At 64.1% G+C, this 21,496-nt stretch carries 21 protein-coding genes; 14 read left to right on the forward strand and 7 right to left on the reverse strand.

The genetic code is table 11. The annotated features are described in order from the left end of the window. Positions 1–210 precede the first annotated feature (210 nt). Both rhtA and ACIPG5_RS23395 read left to right on the forward strand, forming a co-directional pair. Complete coding sequence (gene rhtA / locus ACIPG5_RS23390) at positions 211–1,098, forward strand: threonine/homoserine exporter RhtA (protein ID WP_176516249.1); 888 nt, start codon at positions 211–213, stop codon at positions 1,096–1,098. A gap of 188 nt (positions 1,099–1,286) precedes the next feature. Next, on the forward strand, positions 1,287–1,568 hold the full coding sequence (locus ACIPG5_RS23395) for a hypothetical protein (RefSeq protein WP_176516251.1): 282 nt from the start codon (positions 1,287–1,289) through the stop codon (positions 1,566–1,568). A 49-nt stretch (positions 1,569–1,617) separates the two neighbouring features. Here the strand turns inward: ACIPG5_RS23395 and ACIPG5_RS23400 are convergent, their stop codons facing one another. Then, on the reverse strand, positions 1,618–3,426 hold the full coding sequence (locus ACIPG5_RS23400) for an aminopeptidase P family protein (protein ID WP_401378463.1): 1,809 nt from the start codon (positions 3,424–3,426) through the stop codon (positions 1,618–1,620). Between the two features lie 182 nt (positions 3,427–3,608). On the opposite strand from ACIPG5_RS23400, the gene ACIPG5_RS23405 reads away from it, so the two are divergent. Both ACIPG5_RS23405 and ACIPG5_RS23410 read left to right on the forward strand, forming a co-directional pair. Continuing rightward, on the forward strand, positions 3,609–4,727 hold the full coding sequence (locus ACIPG5_RS23405; protein WP_401378465.1) for a DUF3182 family protein: 1,119 nt from the start codon (positions 3,609–3,611) through the stop codon (positions 4,725–4,727). Then, positions 4,711–5,481 carry a S9 family peptidase gene (locus ACIPG5_RS23410; protein WP_176516258.1) on the forward strand — a complete coding sequence of 257 codons (771 nt, stop codon included), beginning with the start codon at positions 4,711–4,713 and terminating at the stop codon, positions 5,479–5,481. The genes ACIPG5_RS23405 and ACIPG5_RS23410 overlap by 17 nt, the downstream gene beginning before the upstream one ends. Here ACIPG5_RS23410 and ACIPG5_RS23415 read toward each other — a convergent pair. Next, a complete protein-coding gene (locus ACIPG5_RS23415; RefSeq protein WP_176516261.1) occupies positions 5,460–5,840 on the reverse strand; it encodes an antibiotic biosynthesis monooxygenase in 381 nt (126 codons plus the stop codon). The genes ACIPG5_RS23410 and ACIPG5_RS23415 overlap by 22 nt on opposite strands. A gap of 87 nt (positions 5,841–5,927) precedes the next feature. Here ACIPG5_RS23415 and soxR point away from each other — a divergent pair, with 87 nt between their 5' ends. Next, positions 5,928–6,386 (forward strand): redox-sensitive transcriptional activator SoxR, encoded by a 459-nt coding sequence (gene soxR / locus ACIPG5_RS23420; protein WP_176516263.1) that lies wholly within the window; start codon positions 5,928–5,930, stop codon positions 6,384–6,386. Between the two features lie 80 nt (positions 6,387–6,466). After that, positions 6,467–7,015 carry a cysteine hydrolase family protein gene (locus ACIPG5_RS23425; protein WP_401378468.1) on the forward strand — a complete coding sequence of 183 codons (549 nt, stop codon included), beginning with the start codon at positions 6,467–6,469 and terminating at the stop codon, positions 7,013–7,015. Between the two features lie 10 nt (positions 7,016–7,025). On the opposite strand, the gene ACIPG5_RS23430 is transcribed toward ACIPG5_RS23425, so the two are convergent. Continuing rightward, positions 7,026–7,589, reverse strand: a complete 564-nt coding sequence (locus ACIPG5_RS23430; protein ID WP_176516267.1) for a helix-turn-helix domain-containing protein — start codon at positions 7,587–7,589, stop codon at positions 7,026–7,028. Between the two features lie 84 nt (positions 7,590–7,673). Here ACIPG5_RS23430 and ACIPG5_RS23435 point away from each other — a divergent pair, with 84 nt between their 5' ends. The 7 genes from ACIPG5_RS23435 (at position 7,674) to ACIPG5_RS23465 (ending at position 14,831) form a co-directional block, all read left to right on the forward strand. Further along, on the forward strand, positions 7,674–8,624 hold the full coding sequence (locus ACIPG5_RS23435; protein WP_401378470.1) for a DMT family transporter: 951 nt from the start codon (positions 7,674–7,676) through the stop codon (positions 8,622–8,624). A 149-nt stretch (positions 8,625–8,773) separates the two neighbouring features. Then, positions 8,774–11,689 (forward strand): monovalent cation/H+ antiporter subunit A, encoded by a 2,916-nt coding sequence (locus ACIPG5_RS23440; protein ID WP_401378472.1) that lies wholly within the window; start codon positions 8,774–8,776, stop codon positions 11,687–11,689. Further along, positions 11,689–12,033 (forward strand): Na+/H+ antiporter subunit C, encoded by a 345-nt coding sequence (locus ACIPG5_RS23445; RefSeq protein ID WP_012315281.1) that lies wholly within the window; start codon positions 11,689–11,691, stop codon positions 12,031–12,033. Before ACIPG5_RS23440 ends, ACIPG5_RS23445 begins: the two co-directional genes overlap by 1 nt. Then, entirely contained in the window at positions 12,030–13,709 is a 1,680-nt protein-coding gene (locus tag ACIPG5_RS23450) for a monovalent cation/H+ antiporter subunit D (RefSeq protein ID WP_401378474.1), read from the forward strand. Before ACIPG5_RS23445 ends, ACIPG5_RS23450 begins: the two co-directional genes overlap by 4 nt. Beyond that, positions 13,706–14,194 (forward strand): Na+/H+ antiporter subunit E, encoded by a 489-nt coding sequence (locus ACIPG5_RS23455; RefSeq protein WP_176516275.1) that lies wholly within the window; start codon positions 13,706–13,708, stop codon positions 14,192–14,194. Before ACIPG5_RS23450 ends, ACIPG5_RS23455 begins: the two co-directional genes overlap by 4 nt. Further along, positions 14,191–14,469: a K+/H+ antiporter subunit F gene (locus ACIPG5_RS23460; protein ID WP_016393160.1), complete on the forward strand. Its 279-nt coding sequence runs from the start codon at positions 14,191–14,193 to the stop codon at positions 14,467–14,469. The genes ACIPG5_RS23455 and ACIPG5_RS23460 overlap by 4 nt, the downstream gene beginning before the upstream one ends. Continuing rightward, positions 14,466–14,831 (forward strand): Na+/H+ antiporter subunit G, encoded by a 366-nt coding sequence (locus ACIPG5_RS23465; RefSeq protein ID WP_314615331.1) that lies wholly within the window; start codon positions 14,466–14,468, stop codon positions 14,829–14,831. The genes ACIPG5_RS23460 and ACIPG5_RS23465 overlap by 4 nt, the downstream gene beginning before the upstream one ends. 12 nt (positions 14,832–14,843) lie before the next feature. Here the strand turns inward: ACIPG5_RS23465 and ACIPG5_RS23470 are convergent, their stop codons facing one another. The 4 genes from ACIPG5_RS23470 to ACIPG5_RS23485 form a co-directional block, all read right to left on the reverse strand. Further along, entirely contained in the window at positions 14,844–15,056 is a 213-nt protein-coding gene (locus ACIPG5_RS23470) for a hypothetical protein (RefSeq protein WP_401378477.1), read from the reverse strand. Continuing rightward, complete coding sequence (locus tag ACIPG5_RS23475) at positions 15,053–15,523, reverse strand: hypothetical protein (RefSeq protein WP_176516365.1); 471 nt, start codon at positions 15,521–15,523, stop codon at positions 15,053–15,055. The genes ACIPG5_RS23470 and ACIPG5_RS23475 overlap by 4 nt, the downstream gene beginning before the upstream one ends. A 360-nt stretch (positions 15,524–15,883) precedes the next feature. Beyond that, the gene (locus tag ACIPG5_RS23480; RefSeq protein ID WP_176516282.1) at positions 15,884–16,078 is read right to left on the reverse strand and encodes a hypothetical protein; all 195 of its coding nucleotides are present in this window, start codon (positions 16,076–16,078) and stop codon (positions 15,884–15,886) included. A gap of 176 nt (positions 16,079–16,254) precedes the next feature. Beyond that, positions 16,255–16,659 carry a TraR/DksA C4-type zinc finger protein gene (locus tag ACIPG5_RS23485; protein WP_176516284.1) on the reverse strand — a complete coding sequence of 135 codons (405 nt, stop codon included), beginning with the start codon at positions 16,657–16,659 and terminating at the stop codon, positions 16,255–16,257. A 317-nt stretch (positions 16,660–16,976) separates the two neighbouring features. Between ACIPG5_RS23485 and ACIPG5_RS23490 the strand changes: the two genes are divergently transcribed. Beyond that, complete coding sequence (locus ACIPG5_RS23490; protein WP_401378478.1) at positions 16,977–21,494, forward strand: hypothetical protein; 4,518 nt, start codon at positions 16,977–16,979, stop codon at positions 21,492–21,494. Positions 21,495–21,496: the final 2 nt, after the last annotated feature.

A 21,496-nucleotide genomic window follows, 5' to 3' on the forward strand; every position in this document is an offset into this window, starting at 1 on the left:
ACCTGGATTAAGTAACTCATTGAATCTCAAGGAGTTTCTCGTTCCGACTACGCTGGAAGTGGGGCGCATTATAAGGGGATTCGAAAGCCCGTCAACCCCTGCCGTTCATTTATTTGAAAGTGCGCCCCCTTTGCACCTTGCACCGCTACCCAGCATTTGCGCACTATAGTGCTCACGCAGCCCCACCCCTCTAAGGATTCCCTTCCACAAATGAACACCCAGCCTCGCAGCCTGGCCGCCATGCTCTTCCCTGTCGGCTTGCTGCTGATCGCCATGGCATCGATTCAATCCGGCGCCTCATTGGCAAAAAGCATGTTCCCCATCGTTGGCGCACAGGGCACCACCACCCTGCGCCTGGTATTCGCCAGTATCATCATGCTGGCGATACTGCGCCCATGGCGCGTGCGCATGACCGCCAGCACCCTGCGCAACGTGGTCATCTATGGCATGGCGCTGGGCGGCATGAACTTCCTCTTCTATATGGCTCTGCAGACCACCCCGCTGGGTATCGCCGTAGCCCTGGAATTCACCGGCCCGTTGGCCGTGGCCCTGTTCGCCTCGCGACGGGCTATTGATTTTCTCTGGATTGGCCTGGCCGTTGCCGGCCTGCTGCTGCTGATTCCAATCGGCGACAGCGGCCAGCCCTTGGACCTGACAGGCGTTGGTTATGCACTGGGGGCAGGAGTCTGCTGGGCGCTGTACATCCTCTTTGGCCAACGTGCCGGCGCCGAACATGGCATTCAGAGCGCGGCACTGGGCGTCGTGGTCGCGGCCCTGTTCGTGGCCCCCATCGGCATCGTCCATGCTGGCAGCGCGTTGCTCACACCCGCGCTCATTCCCTTGGCGCTGGGCGTGGCCGTCCTCTCGACCGCCTTGCCTTACAGCCTGGAAATGGTTGCCCTGACCCGCATGCCCGCACGCACCTTCGGCACCCTGATGAGCGTCGAACCTGCAATCGGGGCACTTTCCGGACTATTGTTCCTGGGCGAGGTACTGAGCGTAAGCCAATGGCTGGCCATTCTTGCCATCATTGCGGCCTCTGTAGGCGCTACGCTTTCGATGCGCCGCGACAGCACGCCAGCAGTCGCCGCGGACTGATTTGAGAAAACTTTGCATTTGTGACGGCATTAGCCATTGTGGCGCCCCGCCTCGCTGATTAAGCTGTCACAAAAGCATAATCTTCACGCTATCTACTTGTATGCGCACGGATGCCGGGGAATTCAGGAAGAAACGCAGCGATAACCGAAGGGTAAGGCACAAAGCCAACCCTGCATTTAAGGACAGGAATGAAACGTATTTTGCTCATCCTGGCCGTTTTGGCCATTGCTGGATGCGCCGCGACGGCGAAGACTGAGGTCAAACAGGGGAAAAAGGGCCTGCATATCAACTGCTCCGGCCTCTCCTCGTCGTGGGACAAGTGCTACAGCAAAGCGGCCACCTCCTGCAGCAAGCGCGGCTACAAGGTCGTTGCGCGCTCGGGGGACACCGACGAAGAACCGGGTGACTACCTGTTTGGCATCAACCCTGCCGGCTACACCAGCCGCAGCATGATCGTCATCTGCAAGTAATAAAGAAGGGCAGCCCATGAGCTGCCCTTTTTAATAGCCTCCCGCCCTCTTACAACGGCGCAGTACGCGCCTGCAGCCAGGCCAGTGCGTTGCCCTTGAGCAATGGCGCAATACGTTCGCGCACGGTTGCGTGATAATCGTTGAGCCAGCCCAGCTCTTCCTGGGTCAGCCGTTCCGGCAGCAGGCAGCGGGTATCGATGGGGCACAACGTCAAGGTTTCGAAGTTCAGGAAGTCGCCGAACGCACTGTTGCCGGCTTCGCGGTTCACCACCAGGTTCTCGATACGTACCCCCCAGGCACCCGGGCGATAGGTGCCGGGCTCGATCGAGCTGATCATCCCGACCTGCATGGCTGTCTGCGGGGTGGTTGCCGCCTGGTAGGCGATGACCTGCGGCCCTTCGTGCACGTTCATGAAATAGCCCACGCCATGGCCGGTGCCGTGGCCATAGTCGACCTGGTCTGCCCAGATCGGTGCACGCGCGATGGCATCGAGCAGCGGAGAGAGAATACCGCGGGGGAAGGTGGCCCGTGACAGGGCGATCACCCCCTTGAGTACGCGCGTGCAGTCCTGCTTCTGCGCAAGGCTCGGCGTACCCACCGGGACCATCCGCGTGATATCGGTAGTACCGCCCAGGTATTGCCCACCCGAATCGATCAACAGCAAGCCATCCCCCTCGATTACTGCATGGGATTGCTCGGTCGCCCGATAATGCGGCATCGCGCCATTGCCATTGAAGGCGGCAATGGTGGAGAAGCTCAGCGAGACGAAATCGGGCCGGCGCGCCCGTGCGGCGCTCAATTGCTCATCAATGGTCAGTTCGGTGATGACCTCCTTGCCCAGATGCGCCTCGAACCAGGCGAAGAATTCGCACAAAGCCGCGCCATCCTGCTCCATGACCCGGCGGATATGCACCAGCTCTTCGGCCCCCTTGCGTGATTTGCTCAAGGTGGTCGGGTTCAGCCCTTCGACCAACTGCACCTGGCCGTCCAGGTTCTTCAACAGGCCGCACGTCACCCGAGCAGGGTCGACCAGCAGCCGGCTGCCTGCAGCCAAACCTGCTAGCGCCTGCTGCACCTGCGGGTAGTCACGCACCTCGATGCCGTCCACCTCCAGCACATGGCGCAAGTGATCATCGAGCTTTTCGGCACCCACGAAGAGAATGGCTTGTTCCTGGCTGATCAGCGCAAAGGAGACAAACACCGGGTTGTAGGACACATCGCTGCCACGCAAGTTGAACAGCCAGGCGATGTCATCGAGGGTGGCCAGGAAATGCCAATCAACCCCCTTCTCCTTCAAGGTGCTGCGCAGCTGGGCCAGCTTTTCGGCACGGCTCACCGTGGCATGGGGCGGCAGGTGTTGGTACACCGGGTTGCCTGGCAATGCCGGGCGCCCTTCCCAGACCCTGCCCAGCACGTCAAGGTCAGTCACCAGGCGCACCCCACGAGCGCTCAGGCGCTCTTCGAGCTGACGCGCCGAAGCCAGGGCCATCACCGCGCCATCCACGGCCACGGCGCCGCCAGCGACGACGTTGTCACCCAGCCACTCCAATGCACCCGGCTTGCCCGGCTGCAGCTTCATCAGCTCGATGCCACTGCCCGCCAACTCTTTCTCGGCTTGCTCCCAGTAGCGGCTGTCGGCCCACAGCCCGGCAAAATCCGCCGTGACCACCAGCGTGCCGACCGAACCTTCGAACCCCGACAACCAGCGGCGCCCTTGCCAGTAGCCCGGCATGTATTCGGAAAGATGCGGATCTGCCGAGGGCACCAGCAGGGCATCCATACCCGCCTCGGCCATCACTTCGCGCACGCGCGCCAGGCGCTGCGGCACACTCTGCTCTATCGTGGTCTGAACGTTCATGCGCACTCCTGCGGACACATCTTGGTTGATCCAGGATGTCGATAATGGAGCAGCCATCCCAGCGCTGCAATCATCCAGGCCCAGGCAACGCCCGTGTGCAACGCCCCTACCTTCGATCGACTGCGGCTGAACTTCCCGCAGGCACAAGCTTCACAACCAGTACATTCCCTGCAGACAGGTCGATGCCCATGCCCAGCGCCTGCGACCCGAAGACTGCCGTCGTGCTGCTCGACACCCGCGAACACACCCCGGAGCACGAGCGCGCCGTACACCTCAAGCTCGCTGCCGGCCTGGCCCAGTTGCTGGGCTGTGCAACCGCGCACAACGTGCAAACGCCCAGTGCTGCGGACAACTTCTATTACCTGCCCACCGAAACCCTGGTCGACCCGGCCCGCTACGCACCGATGGGCATCCGCAGCGAACAGGACCTGTTTGGCGGCCTGGTCAGCCATCCCTACATGGCCACCAAGGCAATCTCCCACCCGCTGCCTGCCAACGCCACGTTTCCACCTGGCTGGACCGATGCCTTCGCCCAGCAGGCCAGTGACGCCCTGCTGCGCGGCTACACCGTCTTCAGTAAAGCCGACGCCCGCCGCGCAGCGCAGTTGCTGTTGCTCGATGGCCCCGTTCGGTTCAAGCCGGTGCTGGCCTGTGCCGGGCGCGGGCAGAAAGTGATCACCCAAGCGGAGCAACTGGAGCCGCTGCTGGCTGACCTCGATGACCAGGACCTGGCCCTCTGGGGCCTGGTGCTGGAAGAAGACCTGAGTGATGTGCAGACATTCAGTGTCGGCCAGGTCCGCGTTGCTGGCATAACCTGCAGCTACCACGGCACCCAGCAATTGACCCACGACCACCAGGGCACCGAAGTCTACGCAGGCTCCGACCTGGTAGTGGTGCGCGGCGACTACCAAGCCTTGCTGCAGCTGCCCCTGGAAGATCACCTGCGCCTGGCGATCAACCAGGCCATCACCTACGAGCAGGCGGCAGAGCAGCACTTCCCAGGTTTCATTGCATCGCGGCGCAACTATGACATCGCCCGCGGCAGCAATGCCCAGGGCCACCTGCGCAGCGGCGTGCTCGAACAATCCTGGCGCCCGGGTGGCGCCAGCAGCGCCGAACTGCTGGCCCTGCAGGCATTTGCCGGCGACCCCGCCCTGCAACGGCTGCGCGCCTCCACCCATGAAGTGTTCGGCAGCCACGACCTGCCCGCCGATGCCACCCTCTTCTATCAAGGAAACGACAGTGAACTCGGACAACTCAGCAAATTCGCGCGGATTCGCGAGCATGACCATTCAGAGTGAAAGCGTAGAGCTGCAGGTGGACAACGGCAGCATCGCCGGTACGTTGGTCAGCCCCGGCAGCAAGATGCCCGGCATCCTCTTCGTCCACGGCTGGGGCGGCAGCCAGCAGCGTGACCTGGCTCGCGCCCGGCACATCACCGGGCTGGGTTGCGTATGCATGACCTTCGACCTGCGCGGCCATGAGAAGACCGAGAACCAGCGGCTGACGGTAACCCGTGAACAAAACCTCAAGGACCTGTTGGCCGCCTATGACTGCCTGGCCAATCACCCCGCCGTGGACAGCAATGCCATCGCCATCATCGGCAGCAGTTATGGCGGCTACCTGGCCACCTTGCTGACCCTGCAGCGACCGGTGAAATGGCTGGCGTTGCGGGTACCGGCGATGTACTGGGATGACCAATGGGACACCCCCAAGCAAGCCCTCGATCGCCAGCGCCTCAACGCCTACCGCCAGCGCCCGCTCGGCCCGGCCGACAACCGGGCGCTGGCCGCCTGCGCGGAATTCGCCGGCGATGTGCTGCTGGTCGAATCCGAGCAGGACGACTATGTGCCGCACACCACGCTGATGAGCTACCGCTCGGCGTTCATCGGCGCCCATTCGCTGACCCACCGCATCGTCGACGGTGCCGACCACGCGCTCTCCAGCGAAGAAAGCCAGAAGGCCTACAGCTCGATCCTGGCCGCCTGGATCAGCGAGATGGTGATCGGTGCGCGCCTGGACCGCTACCCGCACTACGCACCGTGGTACGCCTGACGCTCGCCCACCTGGCAATGCAGGCCGCCGTCGGCGCCGCGCACCAGGCTGCGTAGCGCCTGGTAGGCGGTAAAGTTGACACCCCGCGCCTGGTGCTGGCTGAGCAGGTCGAGAAACGGCTCTTGAGCAAAGCTTTGTGCCGCCGTCGCCCACGCCTGGCGCGACTGCCACTGCAAGTACTGCAGCACCCGGCTGCCGTCATCGCTGGCCTGCACACTGACCCCCTGCAGCCCTTCGCAACGCAAAGCCAATTCCTCGCTGCGCGTGACCAGGGCCTGGGCCAATGCGGCCTGGCGCGAAACCGGCACTTCGTATTCGATCATCTGGGTAAACCACAAAGCATGCGGCGTGGCCGTCATGGTCAGTCTCCTTGCTTCGGACGCTTGCAGCGCGATGGCCAGCAGGGTAAAACCTCCAGTTAACTCAAGGTCAAGAGCTTTTTGCGCATGCCACGCCCCACCTCGACAGCGCAGGACACCCAACTGAGCGTCGGCCAACTGGCCGCCCGCAGCGGCGTGGCCGTTACCGCCCTGCACTTCTATGAAACCAAAGGCCTGATCCACAGCAGCCGCAACACGGGCAACCAGCGTCGCTACCCGCGTGCCATGCTGCGCCGCGTGGCGGTGATCAAGATGGCCCAGCGCCTGGGCATCCCGCTGGCCGAGATCGCCACGGCCCTCGCCACGCTGCCCAGCCACCACACCCCGACCGCCGAAGACTGGCAGCGGTTATCGGCGCGCTGGCGCGAGGACCTCAGCCGACGCATCGATGAGATGGTGATGTTGCGCGACCAGCTGGACGGCTGCATTGGCTGCGGCTGCCTATCGCTGAAGGAGTGCCCGCTGCGTAACCGCCAGGATCACCTGGCCGAAGCGGGCCCTGGGCCGCATCCACCCGCGCCGTGATTGCGCGCTATTTCCCGGCAGTACAGCGCTGCAGCACCTATAACTAGCGTCTGGCCACAACGACCGCCACAGGAGGCAGCATGAGCAAGCAGGCGTTGATCATCATCGACATCCAGAACGATTACTTCCCCGGCGGCAAATGGGCGCTCGAAGGCGCCGAACAGGCCGCCGACAATGCCGCAAGGCTGCTGGCCGCAGCGCGCCAGCGCGGTGACCTGGTGGTGCATGTGCGCCATGAGTTCGAAGCGGCCGACGCACCCTTCTTCGCGCCGGCATCGCCCGGTGCGGCGATCTACAGCAAGGTGCAGCCCCAAGAGGGCGAACCCGTGGTGCTCAAACACAAGGTCAATGCGTTTCGCGATACACCCCTCAAGGGCACCCTGGACCAGCACGGCATCGAGGCCCTGACCATCGTCGGCAGCATGAGCCACATGTGCATCGACGCTGCCACCCGCGCCGCGGCCGACCTCGGCTATGAGGTCACCATAGCGCATGATGCCTGCGCCACCCTGGCGCTGGACTTCGATGGCAAGCAGGTGCCCGCGGCGCACGTCCATGCCTCGGCAATGGCCGCGCTGGCGTTCGCCTATGCCAAGGTGGTGAAGACGGACGAGCTGCTGGACCGATGACAGGTCGCGATCAGATCACCACGTTGCGCACGAAGCGCGTGGTCACAGCGCTATCGTTGCGATACGCGTACCGGCAGTTGCTGGCAAACACATGGAACTGGCCGACCTGCAGGCAGTGCTCGGCCTCTTCGATGATCAGCGTGAGCTGGCCTTCGGCCACATAGATCTGCTCGCTCCACCCCTCGGCGTCGGCTTCGCTGACGTAGCATTCGCCTGGCGCCAGGGTCCACTCCCAGATTTCCACCTCGCGCCGCGCCGCGCTGCTGGCCAGCAGCACCGCCTTGCTCTGCGGGTGCACCCCTGCCCAGGCCAGTTCGTCGATACGGCTGGGGTCGCGCTGGTCGGGTGCCTGGATGAGCGTACTGAACGCCACCCCAAGGGCCTCGGCGATCAAGTCCAGGGTGGTCAGGCTGACATTCTTTTCGCCTGCCTCGATTGCCACCAGCATGCGTCGGCTGACCCCGGAGCGCTCGGCCAGCGTGGTCTGGCTCATGGCAGCGGCATTGCGCAGGCTGCGAACGTTGAAGCTGACATGCTGCAGCACCGACGCGCGGTGCGTGGATTCTTTGTGCACTATATTGCTCACTTACCCAGGTTGCGCAGTATACTGCCCACTTTGCGCCGATTGTGCGCCGCCCCCCTCTGAGTGTGCAAGCGCATGAGCCTACCGACCAGCAGCCCGAAGACCTCCCTGTCGTTTCGCCTGAGCAAGGCCGAAATGGTTTTGGTGTTCATCACCATGCTGTGGGGCGGCACCTTCCTGCTGGTGCACAACGTCATGACCGTCAGCGGCCCGATGTTCTTCGTCGGCCTGCGCTTTGCCGCGGCGGCCTTGTTCGTCGGCCTGGTGTCGGCGCGGGCACTGCCTGGGCTGACCTTCACCGAGCTCAAGGCCGGGGTGCTGATCGGCGTGACCATCATGCTCGGCTACGGCTTGCAGACCATGGGCCTGCAGACCATCAGCAGCAGCCAGTCGGCGTTCATCACCGCGCTCTACGTGCCGTTCGTGCCACTGTTGCAGTGGCTGGTACTGGGGCGCCGGCCAGGGCTGATGCCCAGCATCGGCATCTGCCTGGCGTTCATCGGCCTGATGCTGCTGGCCGGGCCACAGGGCGGCGCCCTGCATTTTAGTGAAGGCGAAGTGGTCACCCTGGTCAGCGCCGTGGCCATCGCCGGCGAGATCATCCTGATCAGCCGCTACGCAGGCCAGGTCGATGTGCGCCGGGTGACCGTGGTGCAACTGGCCACCGCCTCGCTGCTGGCGTTCCTGATGATCGTCCCGACCCAGGAGCGCCTCCCCGACTTCTCCTGGCTGTTGCTGCTCAGCGCGCTCGGCCTGGGTGCCATGAGCGCGGTGATCCAGGTGGCGATGAACTGGGCGCAGCAATCGGTATCGCCAACCCGCGCCACCCTGATCTACGCCGGGGAGCCGGTGTGGGCCGGGATTGTCGGGCGCCTAGCCGGCGACCGCCTGCCCGGCGTGGCGCTGCTGGGCGGTGTGTTGATCGTGGTGGCCGTGGTGGTGAGCGAATTGAAGCTGCGCCGCACCCGCGAGGCCAGCGAGCCCATCGAGATAGCGCACGATCACGAACACGAAACCGGCCGGTAAAGCGCGCAACTGCAGCTATGCTTTGTAAAAAACTGTTATAAAAAAATGGCTTGTCACGCCATGTTTGTATGATTCTGCGACAGCTTGCGTGTTGGTGATCACCTGCTCGGCACGTATGATCCTTGCAAACCTTTCCAGAATAGAACGCTATGTCATTGATAGTGCTACTGCTTCTGCCGTTCGTGGGCAGTTGCCTGGCAGCTGTGCTGCCGCACAACGCACGTAATGCCGAGTCCATCCTTGCGGGGCTCGTGGCCCTGGTCGGCACGGTCCAGGTAGCACTGCTGTACCCCCAGATCGCCGACGGCGGCGTCATCCGCGAAGAATTCCTCTGGCTGCCCAGCCTCGGCTTGAACCTCGTGCTGCGCATGGACGGCTTCGCCTGGCTGTTCTCGCTGCTGGTGCTGGGCATCGGTAGCCTGGTGTCGCTGTATGCGCGCTACTACATGTCGCCACAAGACCCGGTGCCGCGCTTCTTCGCCTTCTTCCTGGCGTTCATGGGTGCCATGCTCGGCCTGGTGATCTCCGGCAACCTGATCCAGCTGGTGTTCTTCTGGGAGCTGACCAGCCTGTTCTCGTTCCTGCTGATCGGCTACTGGCACCACCGCGCCGATGCCCGCCGCGGCGCCTACATGGCGCTGATGGTCACAGGGGCCGGCGGCCTGTGCCTGCTGGTGGGCGCGCTGCTGCTTGGCCATGTGGTCGGCAGCTACGACCTGGACAAGGTGCTGGCCGCTGGCGATGTCATCCGCCAGCATGCGCTGTATCCCGTGCTGCTGCCCTTGATCCTGCTCGGTGCGCTCAGCAAGAGCGCGCAGTTCCCCTTCCATTTCTGGCTGCCCCACGCCATGGCGGCGCCCACACCGGTCTCTGCCTACCTGCACTCGGCGACCATGGTCAAGGCCGGGGTGTTCCTGCTCGCGCGGCTGTGGCCGGTGCTATCGGGCAGCGAGGAGTGGTTCTGGATCGTCGGCGGCGCCGGCGCCCTGACCCTGCTGCTGGGCGCCTTCGCGGCCATGTTCCAGAACGACCTCAAGGGCCTGCTGGCCTACTCCACCATCAGCCACCTGGGCCTGATCACCCTGCTGCTGGGCCTGAACAGCCCGCTGGCGGCCGTGGCCGCTGTGTTCCACATCCTCAACCATGCCACCTTCAAGGCCTCGCTGTTCATGGCCGCCGGCATCATCGACCACGAAAGCGGCACCCGCGACATCCGCCGCCTCAGCGGGCTGATCCGCCTGGTGCCCTACACCGCGACACTGGCCATGGTGGCCAGCGCCTCGATGGCGGGCGTACCGCTGATGAACGGCTTCCTGTCCAAGGAAATGTTCTTCGCCGAGACCGTGTTCATTTCCTCGACCGCCTGGGTCGAGGCCGCGCTGCCAGTGATCGCCACCCTCGCCGGCACCTTCAGCGTCGCCTACGCCCTGCGCTTCACGGTCGATGTGTTCTTCGGCCCGCCCGCCCAGGACTTGCCGCACACCCCGCATGAACCACCTCGCTGGATGCGTGCGCCGGTCGAGCTGCTGGTGCTCACCTGCCTGGTGGTCGGCATCTTCCCCGCACAATCGGTCGGCCCGCTGCTGGCCGCCGCCGCCCTGCCCGTGGTGGGCGGCACCCTGCCGGAATACAGCCTGGCCATCTGGCACGGCTGGAACGCCCCGCTGATCATGAGCCTGGTGGCCATGAGCGGTGGCGTCGTGCTCTACCTGCTGCTGCGCAACCAACTACGCCTGGGCCGCTTCCCGAACCCGCCGCTGATCGAGCGCTTCAATGGCAAGCGCCTGTTCGAACATGGCCAGGTGCGCCTGATGCTGCTGGCACGGCGGGTCGAGAAGCTGCTGACCAGCCGCCGCCTGCAGTCGCAACTGTTCATGCTGGTGCTGGCGGCCTTCCTCGCCGGCCTCACGCCCATGCTGTACAGCGACCTGAGTTGGGGCGACCGGCCCAAGATCCCGGGCTCCGGCGTGTTCGTCGCGCTGTGGCTGATCGCCATTGCCTGCGCCATCGGCGCGGCCTACCAGGCCAAGTACCACCGCCTGGCCGCACTGATCATGGTCAGTGTCTGCGGCCTGATGACCTGCATCACTTTCGTCTGGTTCTCCGCACCCGACCTGGCCCTGACCCAACTTGTGGTGGAAGTGGTCACCACGGTGCTGATCCTGCTCGGCCTGCGCTGGCTGCCACGGCGTATCGAAGGCGTCTCTCCTTTGCCCGGGAGCCTTGAGCGGGCGCGTGTGCGGCGCTTGCGCGACCTGGTGCTGGCCATCCTGGTCGGCGCCGGCATGGCCGTGCTGTCCTACGCCATGCTGACGCGGCCCACGCCCAATGACATCTCCTCGTTCTACCTGAGCCGGGCCCTGCCCCAAGGCGGTGGCACCAACGTGGTCAACGTGATGCTGGTGGACTTCCGCGGTTTCGACACGCTCGGCGAGATTACCGTGCTGGTGGCCGTGGCGCTCACCGTGTTCGCCTTGCTGCGCCGCTTCCGCCCACCCAAGGAGAGCATGCAGCTGCCTTCCCAGCAGCGCCTGCTGGCACCTGACGTGGTCACCGACCTGATCAACCCACGCCATGCCACCGACACCGCCCTGGGCTTCATGATGGTGCCAGCGGTGCTGGTTCGCCTGCTGCTGCCGATCGCCCTGCTGGTGTCGATGTACCTGTTCATGCGCGGCCACAACCAGCCAGGCGGCGGTTTCGTCGCAGGCCTGGTGATGTCGGTGGCGTTCATCCTGCAGTACATGGTCGCCGGCACCCAGTGGGTGGAGGCACAGATGAGCCTGCGGCCGCTGCGCTGGATGGGCACCGGGCTGCTTTGCGCCACCCTGACCGGGGTCGGTGCCATGCTGCTGGGCTATCCGTTCCTCACCACCCACACCGCCCACCTGCACCTGCCGCTGTTGGGCGACGTGCATGTGGCCAGCGCGCTGTTCTTCGACATCGGCGTGTACACCGTGGTGGTCGGCTCGACCCTGCTGATCCTCACTGCCCTGGCGCACCAGTCGGTCCGCGCCTATCGCCCGGGCAATTCGTCGAAAACCAGCCAAGCAGGAGCCGCCTGATGGAAGAAGTCATAGCAGTCGCCATCGGTGTACTGGCCGCCTCCGGGGTGTGGTTGATCCTGCGCCCCCGCACCTACCAGGTGATCATGGGCCTGTGCCTGCTGTCGTATGGGGTCAACCTGTTCATCTTCAGCATGGGCAGCCTGTTCATCGGCAAGGAGCCGATCATCAAGGAGGGCGTGACCCAGGACCTGCTGCACTACACCGACCCACTGCCCCAGGCCCTGGTGCTGACCGCGATCGTGATCAGCTTCGCCATGACCGCGTTGTTCCTGGTGGTATTGCTGGCATCGCGCGGCCTCACCGGCACCGACCATGTGGACGGCCGGGAGCGTGACGAATGACAGGGATGAGTCAACTGATCGTCGCGCCCATCCTGTTGCCGCTGCTGACCGCAGCGCTGATGTTGCTGCTGGGCGAGAAGCATCGCCAGCTCAAGGGGCGCCTCAACCTGCTGTCGACCTTCACCGGCCTGGCCATCGCCGTCAGCTTGCTGCTGTGGGTGCGCACCCAGGGGCAGGCAGAGTCGATTGGCGTTTACCTGCCGGGCAACTGGCCAGCGCCGTTCGGCATCGTACTGGTGCTCGACCACCTTTCGGCACTGCTGCTGACCCTGACCGGGGTCATCGGCCTCAGTGCATTGCTGTTTGCCCGCGCCCGCTGGGATAGCGCGGGCGCCAGCTTCCATGCCTTGTTCCAGATTCAGCTGATGGGCCTGTACGGGGCGTTTCTCACTGCCGACCTGTTCAACCTGTTCGTGTTCTTCGAGGTACTGCTGGCAGCCTCGTATGGCCTGTTGCTGCATGGTTCGGGCCGGGCACGGGTGCGAGCAGGCCTGCACTACATCGCCATCAACCTGTTCGCCTCCTCCTTGTTCCTGATCGGCGCCGCCATGCTCTATGGCGTGACCGGCACGCTCAACATGGCTGACCTGGCGTTGAAGATCCCGCTGGTGCCGGAAGCCGACCGCGGCCTGCTGCATGCCGGCGCCGCGGTGCTGGCCATGGCGTTCCTGGTCAAGGCCGGGATCTGGCCACTGAACTTCTGGCTGGTGCCGGCCTATGCCTCGGCCAGCGCACCGGTTGCCGCGCTGTTCGCGATCATGACCAAGGTTGGCCTGTATGCCGTGCTGCGCTTGTGGACACTGCTGTTCTCCGGGCAGGCAGGTGCCTCCGCGCATTTCGGCGGGCAATGGCTGGTGTATGGCGGCCTCGCCACCCTGGCCATCGCGGCGCTGTCGATACTTGCAGCCCAGCGCCTGGAGCGCATGGCCGCCCTGAGCATCCTGGTCTCCGCCGGCACCCTGCTCGGCGCCATCGGCTTTGCCCAGCCCGCCCTGACCGGCGCGGCGCTGTTCTACCTGGTGAACTCGACCCTGGCACTGTGCGCGCTGTTTTTGCTCGCCGAGCTGGTCGAGCGCTCGCGCTCGGCCAACGAAGCGCCGCTGGATGACGAAGAGGACGCCATGCCGTCGCCGCTCGAGTCCTTGCACCCGCCCAAGGGCATCAACCTGGACGACGAGCAAAAGGCCGTGATCGGGCAGATCATCCCCTGGACGATGGCCTTCCTGGGCCTGAGCTTCATCGCCTGCGCCCTGCTGATCATCGGCATGCCGCCGCTGTCGGGCTTCGTCGGCAAACTGAACCTGATCAGCGCATTGTTCAACCCGCTGGGGCTGGGTGTTGCCGCCGAGCAACCGCTGCCTGCCGCGGGCTGGGGCCTGGTGGCCTTGCTGGTGCTGTCGGGCATGGCCTCGCTGATTGCCTTCGGCCGCGTGGGCATCCAGCGCTTCTGGAAGCCTGAAGAGCGGCCTTCGCCGGTTTTGCGCCGTTATGAATGCCTGCCGATCGTGATCCTGCTGGGCCTGTGCATCATCCTCAGCTTCAGGGCCGAGCCGTTGCTGCGCTACACCCAGGACACCGCCGCCAGCCTGCAGACGCCGGAGCGCTATATCGAAGCGGTGATGGCTGCACGCCCCATCCCGGGCCCGACCACCCTCGACGAACAGGTGCAGCCATGAGCCGATTGTTCCCCGCTCCGCTGCTGTCCGTCGCGCTGTTCGGCTTGTGGTTGCTGATGAACTTGTCGGTCAGCCCCGGCAACGTGCTGCTGGCCGCCGCATTGGCGGTACTTGCCCCGCTGCTGATGGCGCCATTGCGGCCACAACGCGCCCATGTGCGCCGGCCGCTGGTGATTGCCAAGCTGATCGCTCGCGTCGGTATCGACGTGATCGTGTCCAACCTGCTGGTCGCCCGTGGCGTACTGCGGGCCGGCAAGCAAGCGCCGCGCTCGGCGTTCGTGCACATCCCGCTCGACCTGCACGACGCCCACGGCCTGGCCGCGCTGTCGATGATCACCACCGTGGTGCCCGGCACCGTCTGGTCCGAGCTGGCCCTGGACCGCAGCGTCCTGCTATTGCACGTGTTCGACCTGGAAGACGAAGCGGCCTTCATCGAGCACTTCAAACACACTTACGAACGCCCGCTGATGGAGATTTTCGAATGACAGGCCTGCTCGCCAACGCAGTCCTCGCCAGCCTGTTCATCTTCGCCCTGGCCATGGGCCTGGCGCTGATCCGGGTGTTTCGCGGCCCGTCCGCCCAGGACCGAGTGCTGGCACTGGACTACCTGTACATCCTGGGCATGCTGATGATGCTGGTGCTGGGCATTCGCTATGCCAGTGACACCTACTTCGAAGGCGCCCTGCTCATTGCGCTGTTCGGCTTCGTCGGCTCGTTCGCCCTGGCCAAGTTCCTGCTGCGCGGCGAGGTGATCGAATGAATCAGGCCCTTGAACTGCCGTTCTGGCTGGAGCTGGTGACGGCGGCATTGCTGTTGATTGGCAGCCTGTTCGCCCTGGTCGGTGCGATCGGGCTGGTGCGACTGAAGGACTACTTCCAGCGCATGCATCCGCCGGCGCTGGCCTCGACCATCGGCGCCTGGTGCGTTGCGCTGGCGTCGATCCTGTATTTTTCGTGGCTCAAGCAAAGCCCGGTGCTGCACGCCTGGCTGATACCTATCCTGCTGTCGATCACCGTGCCGGTGACCACGCTGCTGCTGGCGCGTGCAGCGCTGTTTCGCAAGCGCATGGCCAAGGAGCCGGTACCCGATGAAACCAGCAGCGGCGGCCATCGCGGTAACTGAGTGATGCTCGCCTCACGGCTGGGTGAGGCGCTGCAGCTCCCGTCGCACCATGGCCGCATAGGGCGGCGGCGTAAGCTGGTACAACTGTGCGGCCACCCAGCTCAACCAAGCGCCTTGCAGCGCTTCACGCCGAGCCAGCAGGGCTTTGGCCTGGGCTGTCGCCTGCTCCTGATACTGCCGATGGAACGCGGCACGGCTGCCGGTTTCCTCGCCTGGCTCGCTCATTCACTGGCCTTGAAAGTGGTCAGTTCGCCCTTGCGCCATTTCGCAACCTTGCCGGTAACCGCCTTGAGCAGCTTGCCCAAGCCTTCCTGCACTTGTTGCTGGGCCGCGAACACCAGCATCACGCCCTGCCCTTCACGGAAGACGATGCCCTCACCTTCAGGCACCGAAACAAAGGCATAGTCGCCTACGCCGTAGACATTGAGCTTGATCTCGCGAAAGCGCATTTCCAACTTGCCGCCTTCGCGGCTGGGCAATACGGCTGCACGGAAATGATCCCCCACCTTCAACTCCAGGCGCTGCTTGTCATCGACAACCAATGCGCTATCGGTATCGATTTCGGCCATGTACAGGCCTTCGGGGTTTTGTTCGGTGACATATATGAAACGGCCTTGAAACAGCTTGGCCAACTTACCGCGCAAGTCGCCAAGTGCAAACAAGGCGTGGGTATCCAGTGTACTGACTGCCAATGAAGTAATCCTCAAACCGGTGACATCCGCCCTCACTCGGGCTCGGTGAAGTGCGGCCATTGCAATTCGATAGGCGAAAAAGAGTAATGAACCGAAGCGCGAAACGTCTGTGCCTGCTAGCGATACAGCACGCAGGAATCCTTACACACGCATGTCAGACATGGGCTTTGTACAGCCGTTCGACCTATTCCCTGAACAAGGAAGCGTAATGCCTGACAATAAATCCGCCAGAAAGAGGCGATGGATACGGCAGACCCCCGGCAGATCGGGCGCGGCATCCATGAGCGCATTAGCGGGGATTAAATATGCACGAAAACACCGAAATCCGTCGAGCGCTAAAAGGCATTTATTCATCGAGGCTCAAGCAGCGTGGCCCTTGTGCAATTGCTGCAACCAGGCTGCCTGACACTCAAGCGCCTCTTCGCGAGTGGCAAATGCCGTACCACGGCGCTCGCCATTGACCAGCACCACCCAGCAAATGCGCTTGCCCAACGCCTGCAGCGTTGCCGGTACACCCGTACCGATCATCACGGCCACATCGACTCGGCTATTCATCATTCCCTCCGGAATATAATTAGCACCCTAACGATGTCGTCATGATACGCCCGCCAGGCGGGGATAAACAGCGCATTGCGGTACAGCAGCGTTACACGCCAAGCAATAAACCCCAGGCGCAAGAAACGCAAAAAGCCCCACGGACTGCTCCGTGGGGCTTGGCACACCGCGCGCGGTCAGACCTGGCGCTGGTGGCGGTCGAGCTGCTCGTGACGTTCCTGCGCTTCGATGCAGTACTTGGTGGTCGGGCTGATCAGCAGGCGCTTCAGGCCGATCGGCTCACCGCTGTCATCGCACCAGCCAAAGCTCTCGTCGCTGATACGGTCCAGGGCCATCTCGAGCTGCGGCAGCAGACGCTGGTCGCGATCAATGGCGTTGACCAGCCAGCTGCGCTCTTCTTCGACCGAAGCCACGTCGGCAGGGTCCGACGGGGTGTCCAGGCCTTCGATGGTGGCGCGGCTCAGCTCGATGCGTTCATGGGTTTCGACTTTCATCGCCTGCAGCAAGGCAGTGAAAAATGCCAGCTGATCAGCGTTCATGTAGTCATCGGCCGACATGGCCAGCAACTGTTCCTTGGTCATCGATTTCTCTATGAAAAAATGTGCATTTGGGCGATTCGGGTGCCGCCCAGGCTTCGGCCTGGGCAACGGAATTCTTCAAGCGCCAACCGGCACTCTTTTACAGGGGGCGGCAGTCTAAGGCGCCACGTCGCCAGGGGCAACACCAATAAAGAAGGAAATGACCGAAATGACCGGGTTTCCCCCTGCCACCCGTCATTTCCCGCCTGATCGGAGCAATGGCCCGGGCCGGCACGAATACCGGGCAGTACCCCGGTAGCCCCCGCCCCTGCTGCATGAACGGCCCAATGGCGGCCTTGCCACCAGCCGAGAGTGCCATCATGCCGACATCCCAAAATCCATCACGCAGCCCCAGGCTGCCTTGCGCAGTCGCCAGAAAATTCCTCCACCGCCCGGCCTTGTTCGACGTTGCCAACCAACTGCTGCTGGAACTGTGGCCGGCCTATCAGCTGGGCAACTCGCAAGACCCGGCCAGCCTGCAACTGGCCAGTTTCGGCCCGGTGCCGGGCGTGGCCTACGTGCGCCCGCTGTACGAAGTGCTGGTGGAGCGGTTTTGCATGCGCGCCACGCTCAACCTGACCCCGGGCGAGGATGTGGTGTGCAAGGCGCAGACCATCGACCCGGACTTTCCTGTACCCATAGACCTCCCCCAGCTCGAAGCACTGATCAACGACAGCGGCCCGCTGCTGCTCGACAAGTATTGCCAAGCCATCGTCGATTACTGGGGCGAGGCCGACAGCAGCGGCGAAACGCCCTGGCTGTGGTTCGCTCACTACCTGCAGGGGTTGCTGCGCAGCGCCACGGATCAAGTCATCGCCCTTGATCGGGTGCCAGCCGCCCACGCCACGCTGCAGGCACTCTCCAAGGGGCCAGCGGAACTTGAAGACCTGCTCGAACTCAGCGCAGCCCAGGGCATAACTCTGCAAACCCTGGCCTCGAATTTTTCCGCCGACTGGCAACTGGACCCAAGCCTTGCCAGCGCCCTGCTGATCGAACGGGCCGAAGCGCCCGGTCGCCCACCCTTCACCTTGCTGTTCAGCACGGCCGGCCGCTTGCTGTCCTACCCCTCCCGCGAACGTCTGTTGGAGGCCATCCGCCAGTACTGGCCAGCCATCCTCGCCAGTGCGCCGCCCCAGGTGAAGATCAACACGCCAGACCGCCAACTGTTCCAGGCCCTGGCGCTCAACCTGCTGCAGGAGTTGCTCGAAAGCATAGAAGTGGCCGCTACGGCATTTCATGACCAGAACAGCGCAGAACGCCTCGCCGATGCGCTGGACCGCCTGACCTCCCTGACACAGCTGTGCAGCGTGAATGACCAGGCCGCCCACGCCGCACTGTTCGATCAGTTGCCAGGCTGGGTGCGCCAGGGCGACCCTCGGTCGCTGATCGTGTACAGCACCATGCTGACCGACGTCGCCCGCAGCAGTGCCGAAGCCGAAGGCAAGAGTTGGCTGGACGGAGTACCCAGCGCACAGGCCTTCGCCTGCGAGCGGCTAACCAGCCTGATCCGCCGCGACCACCCCGACACGCCAGTGGATCCGGCCACTGTTCAGGTGATCAACCACCAGACCACCGCCACCGCCATCTCGGTTGGCGGCCAGATCATCAGCGATGGCGCCAGCGTAGCGGTCACCTTCAGCCTGGCGCAGCTGGCGATCGCCAACCTGGGCCTGCTCAAACCCGGCCGGGTGACCCTGGAGACCACCGATGGCCAAGCCATTCCAGGCTGGCTCGACACCGCGACGCTGCAAAGGCTCATCACCGAAGCCGACATCGGCGCCACCTACCCCAAACGGCTGCAAGCACTGCTGCTCGATAACCCGCAACAACGCAGCGCCCGCGAGCAGCGGCTCGCAGCACAACTGCGCACGCAACTGCCTGCACAGGTGATGACCCATCACCTGCAGCACAACAAGCCAACCCTGCAAGCGCTGACCGCCGTGCAGCACGTGTTCTCCCCCATGGTCGACGACCAGAGCCACTGGGTACTGCGCCCGCTCGGCCTGCTGCGCAGCCTCGATGCGCAGCCCGACCATCCGCACAATGCCTGGCTGATCGAAAACGATGACTCGGCCACGGCGTGCTGCCTGTTATACCGCCCGCTGCACCGCGAACCGCTCGTGGAATTCAGTGATCGCCTGGCGTTACTGGTGGCCATCAGCGAGCCTGGCGACCTGCAGGACGACATCCTGCACCGCCTGCCTGAAGAGGACCGGCGCATCTATGCCCATGGCGGCTTTCTGCAGCCGCACCTGTTCCACCCGCTGGATGACGACTGGGCGGTGCCGTTGTTCACCCCGGCGCCGGTGACACTGGCGCGCGAAACACCGGTTGCCGAAGCCGCCCCTGCCATCTACCAGGCCTGCGTCGAGGAAACCTTGCGCAACTTCAAGGCCCAGTCGGCCAGCAGCGACGAAACCCGCTGGCAACGTTGGGAGACGCTGGGGTGGCTGTTGCTCAACAGCGTGCTGCCGTTCGTCGAAGGGCCGATCGCCGAAGCCGCCTGGCTGGTGCAGATGGAAACAGCCCTGGCGCAGCTGGTCGATGACAGCGACCCGCCGGGCGATCGCAGCGCAGCGTGGATCGAGCTGCTGGTGAATGTCGCCCTGCTGATCTTCAGCCACGCAATGACCCGCCTCGACGAACAGAATCCACTGGATATTGCCCTGGCCCACACCCCGACAGCACCCGCGCTGCCAGCCCCCGTGGTGGTCACCGGCATGAGCGAGGCTCAGGTCGAATTCGCCTGGACGCACCCCACGCTCAAGCTCGACAGCCACCAGGCCAAGGCCCTCGCCCACATGCAGGTGGCCATTTCGCCCACGCTGCTGGGCACGCCAATCCCATCCGGGCCAATGCGCGGCCTTTTCCTGCATCAGGACCAGCTATGGGTTCGCCTGCAGGACCAGACCTTCAAGGTCAAGCTCGACCCACAAAGCGAGCGGCTGCGCATCGTGGGCGACGACCAGGCGCTCGGCCCCTGGCTCAGGCGCGACGAGGTCAACCGCTGGCAACTGGACCTGAGGCTGCGCCTGCGCGGCGGCATGCCGCTGTCGAAACGGGTCGCCAAGCTGCAGGAGGAACGCCGGAAAACCTCCGAACAATTGCTCAAGCGTGTGGCGGACGACTCAAAAAGCATCACCGAACAACTCCCCACCGTGCGCAAAGTCCACGCCCTGGGGCAGCGCTCGGACGATGCGCGGGTGTTGCGCAGTTGCCTGGAAAAGCTGCGGGCGTTCGAGACGTTCGTGGCCGAGCATGTCGAGCGACTGCATGAGGCGAATGCACAAGCCCCCCTTCCCGACTACAAGAACCTGCGCGCCGGCACGCTGTTCCACCGCCTCGATTGTCAACTGAACGTGCGTGACTTGCTGCTGCGCCTATACAAGCCTGAGCGTGCGCACTTGCTCGACATGGCCAAGCGCCAGGCCGACGCCACCCCTGAAGACGAAGCCATTTTGCGAAAGCGCCTGGGCGTTCTCGCCTCGGTGGTGGACGAACTGTTCGACAACGCCATTGCCCTGAACGAGGGGCATGAGCAGTTGCGCAAGCTGGCCAGCCCGTCCCTGCCCAATGTCAGCGGCATGCTGCAGCGGGTTGAGCAGCAGAAAGGTCACTGGACGCCGCTGTTCTGGCGCTACATACGCATCGAAACCTGCGTCAACCGCATTTCCCTGGAGGCCAGCGAAAACGTCGAATTCTGGATCGACCGCGCCTGGGACAGCATCGAACTTGCCATCGGCCAGCAACAGCAACTGAGCAAGCGCTCAAGCGACAGCGAAGAGGTCAGGCGTCGCTTGCTGGCCAACATCGCGCAACACCTGGCCACCGCCCGGGCACGCCTGCAAGCCTTGCAGGATGCGCTCGAAGCAGGGGCGGAGCCGGCGCCGCTCAAGCCGCTGCTCAACGACATCAACGACCTGCGCAAGGCCGTTGCCAGTGAACTGGCCGAATACCCCGACCTGCCTGCACGCAGCACGGTTTCGCAATTGAGCAGGCAACTGCCCGGGCTGATCGAAACCCGCGACGACGGTTTGCTGCTGGGGCAACCGCGTGCTGACGATGCCGATATCGTCGACGTCCCGGGCGCCGAGCAGGACTCGGTCTCCTGCAGCTACAAACGCGACCACGAGCAGTGGGTGCCGGTAGCCACCCCGGCTGCAGGCACCCTGCCCACGGCCCTGCCAGCCGGCAAGCTCAAGGGGCTGCTAAGGGAAAGTGCCCGGCGCCTGGCCAGCGCGCGTCAGGATCTGGCGCTGATGCAAAGCAAGAAGGCCAACGCCTACTTGCCAGCCGATATCCAGGACATCCTGCTGCACCATCAGGCAGGTCTGGACCGCCATCGTTCGGCCATCGAAGCGCGCCTGACCCGTGACAATCAGACCGACGAAGGCAGTGGCGAAGCCGATGCAGCCCTGAGCATCAAGGCCATCGAGGACCTGTCGGCGACATTGGCCAAACAGGCCATCGAGCAACGCACACGGGTGGCGCTGCTGCAGAAACCGAAGATGGCCGAGTTGCGTTTCCTGCTCGGCAAGCAGCAGGTCGAGATCCAGCGCACAGGCCCAAGGCGGCAGCTGGCAAAAGTGGCCGGGCGCAGCGACGACTATATGGAGGAGTTCGCCATCAGCCACCAGGGCACCCCACGCTGGTACGCCCACTTTCACTACGCCAGCCGGGAGGTCGAGCAGGCCGTCTATACCGCCGGTCACCTGAAAACCGCCGAGCAGCGCTATGCCAGCGGGCGTTCGAGCAAGGACGCCAATGGCCGCGAGGTCGAGGTCTACCGCAGCCCGATCGACCTGGCTGCGGCAACGCAGTACTTCTTCGACAACTGAGC

Source organism: Pseudomonas sp. NPDC087029 (assembly GCF_044745345.1).
Classification (GTDB): Bacteria; Pseudomonadota; Gammaproteobacteria; order Pseudomonadales; family Pseudomonadaceae; genus Aquipseudomonas; species Aquipseudomonas faucium.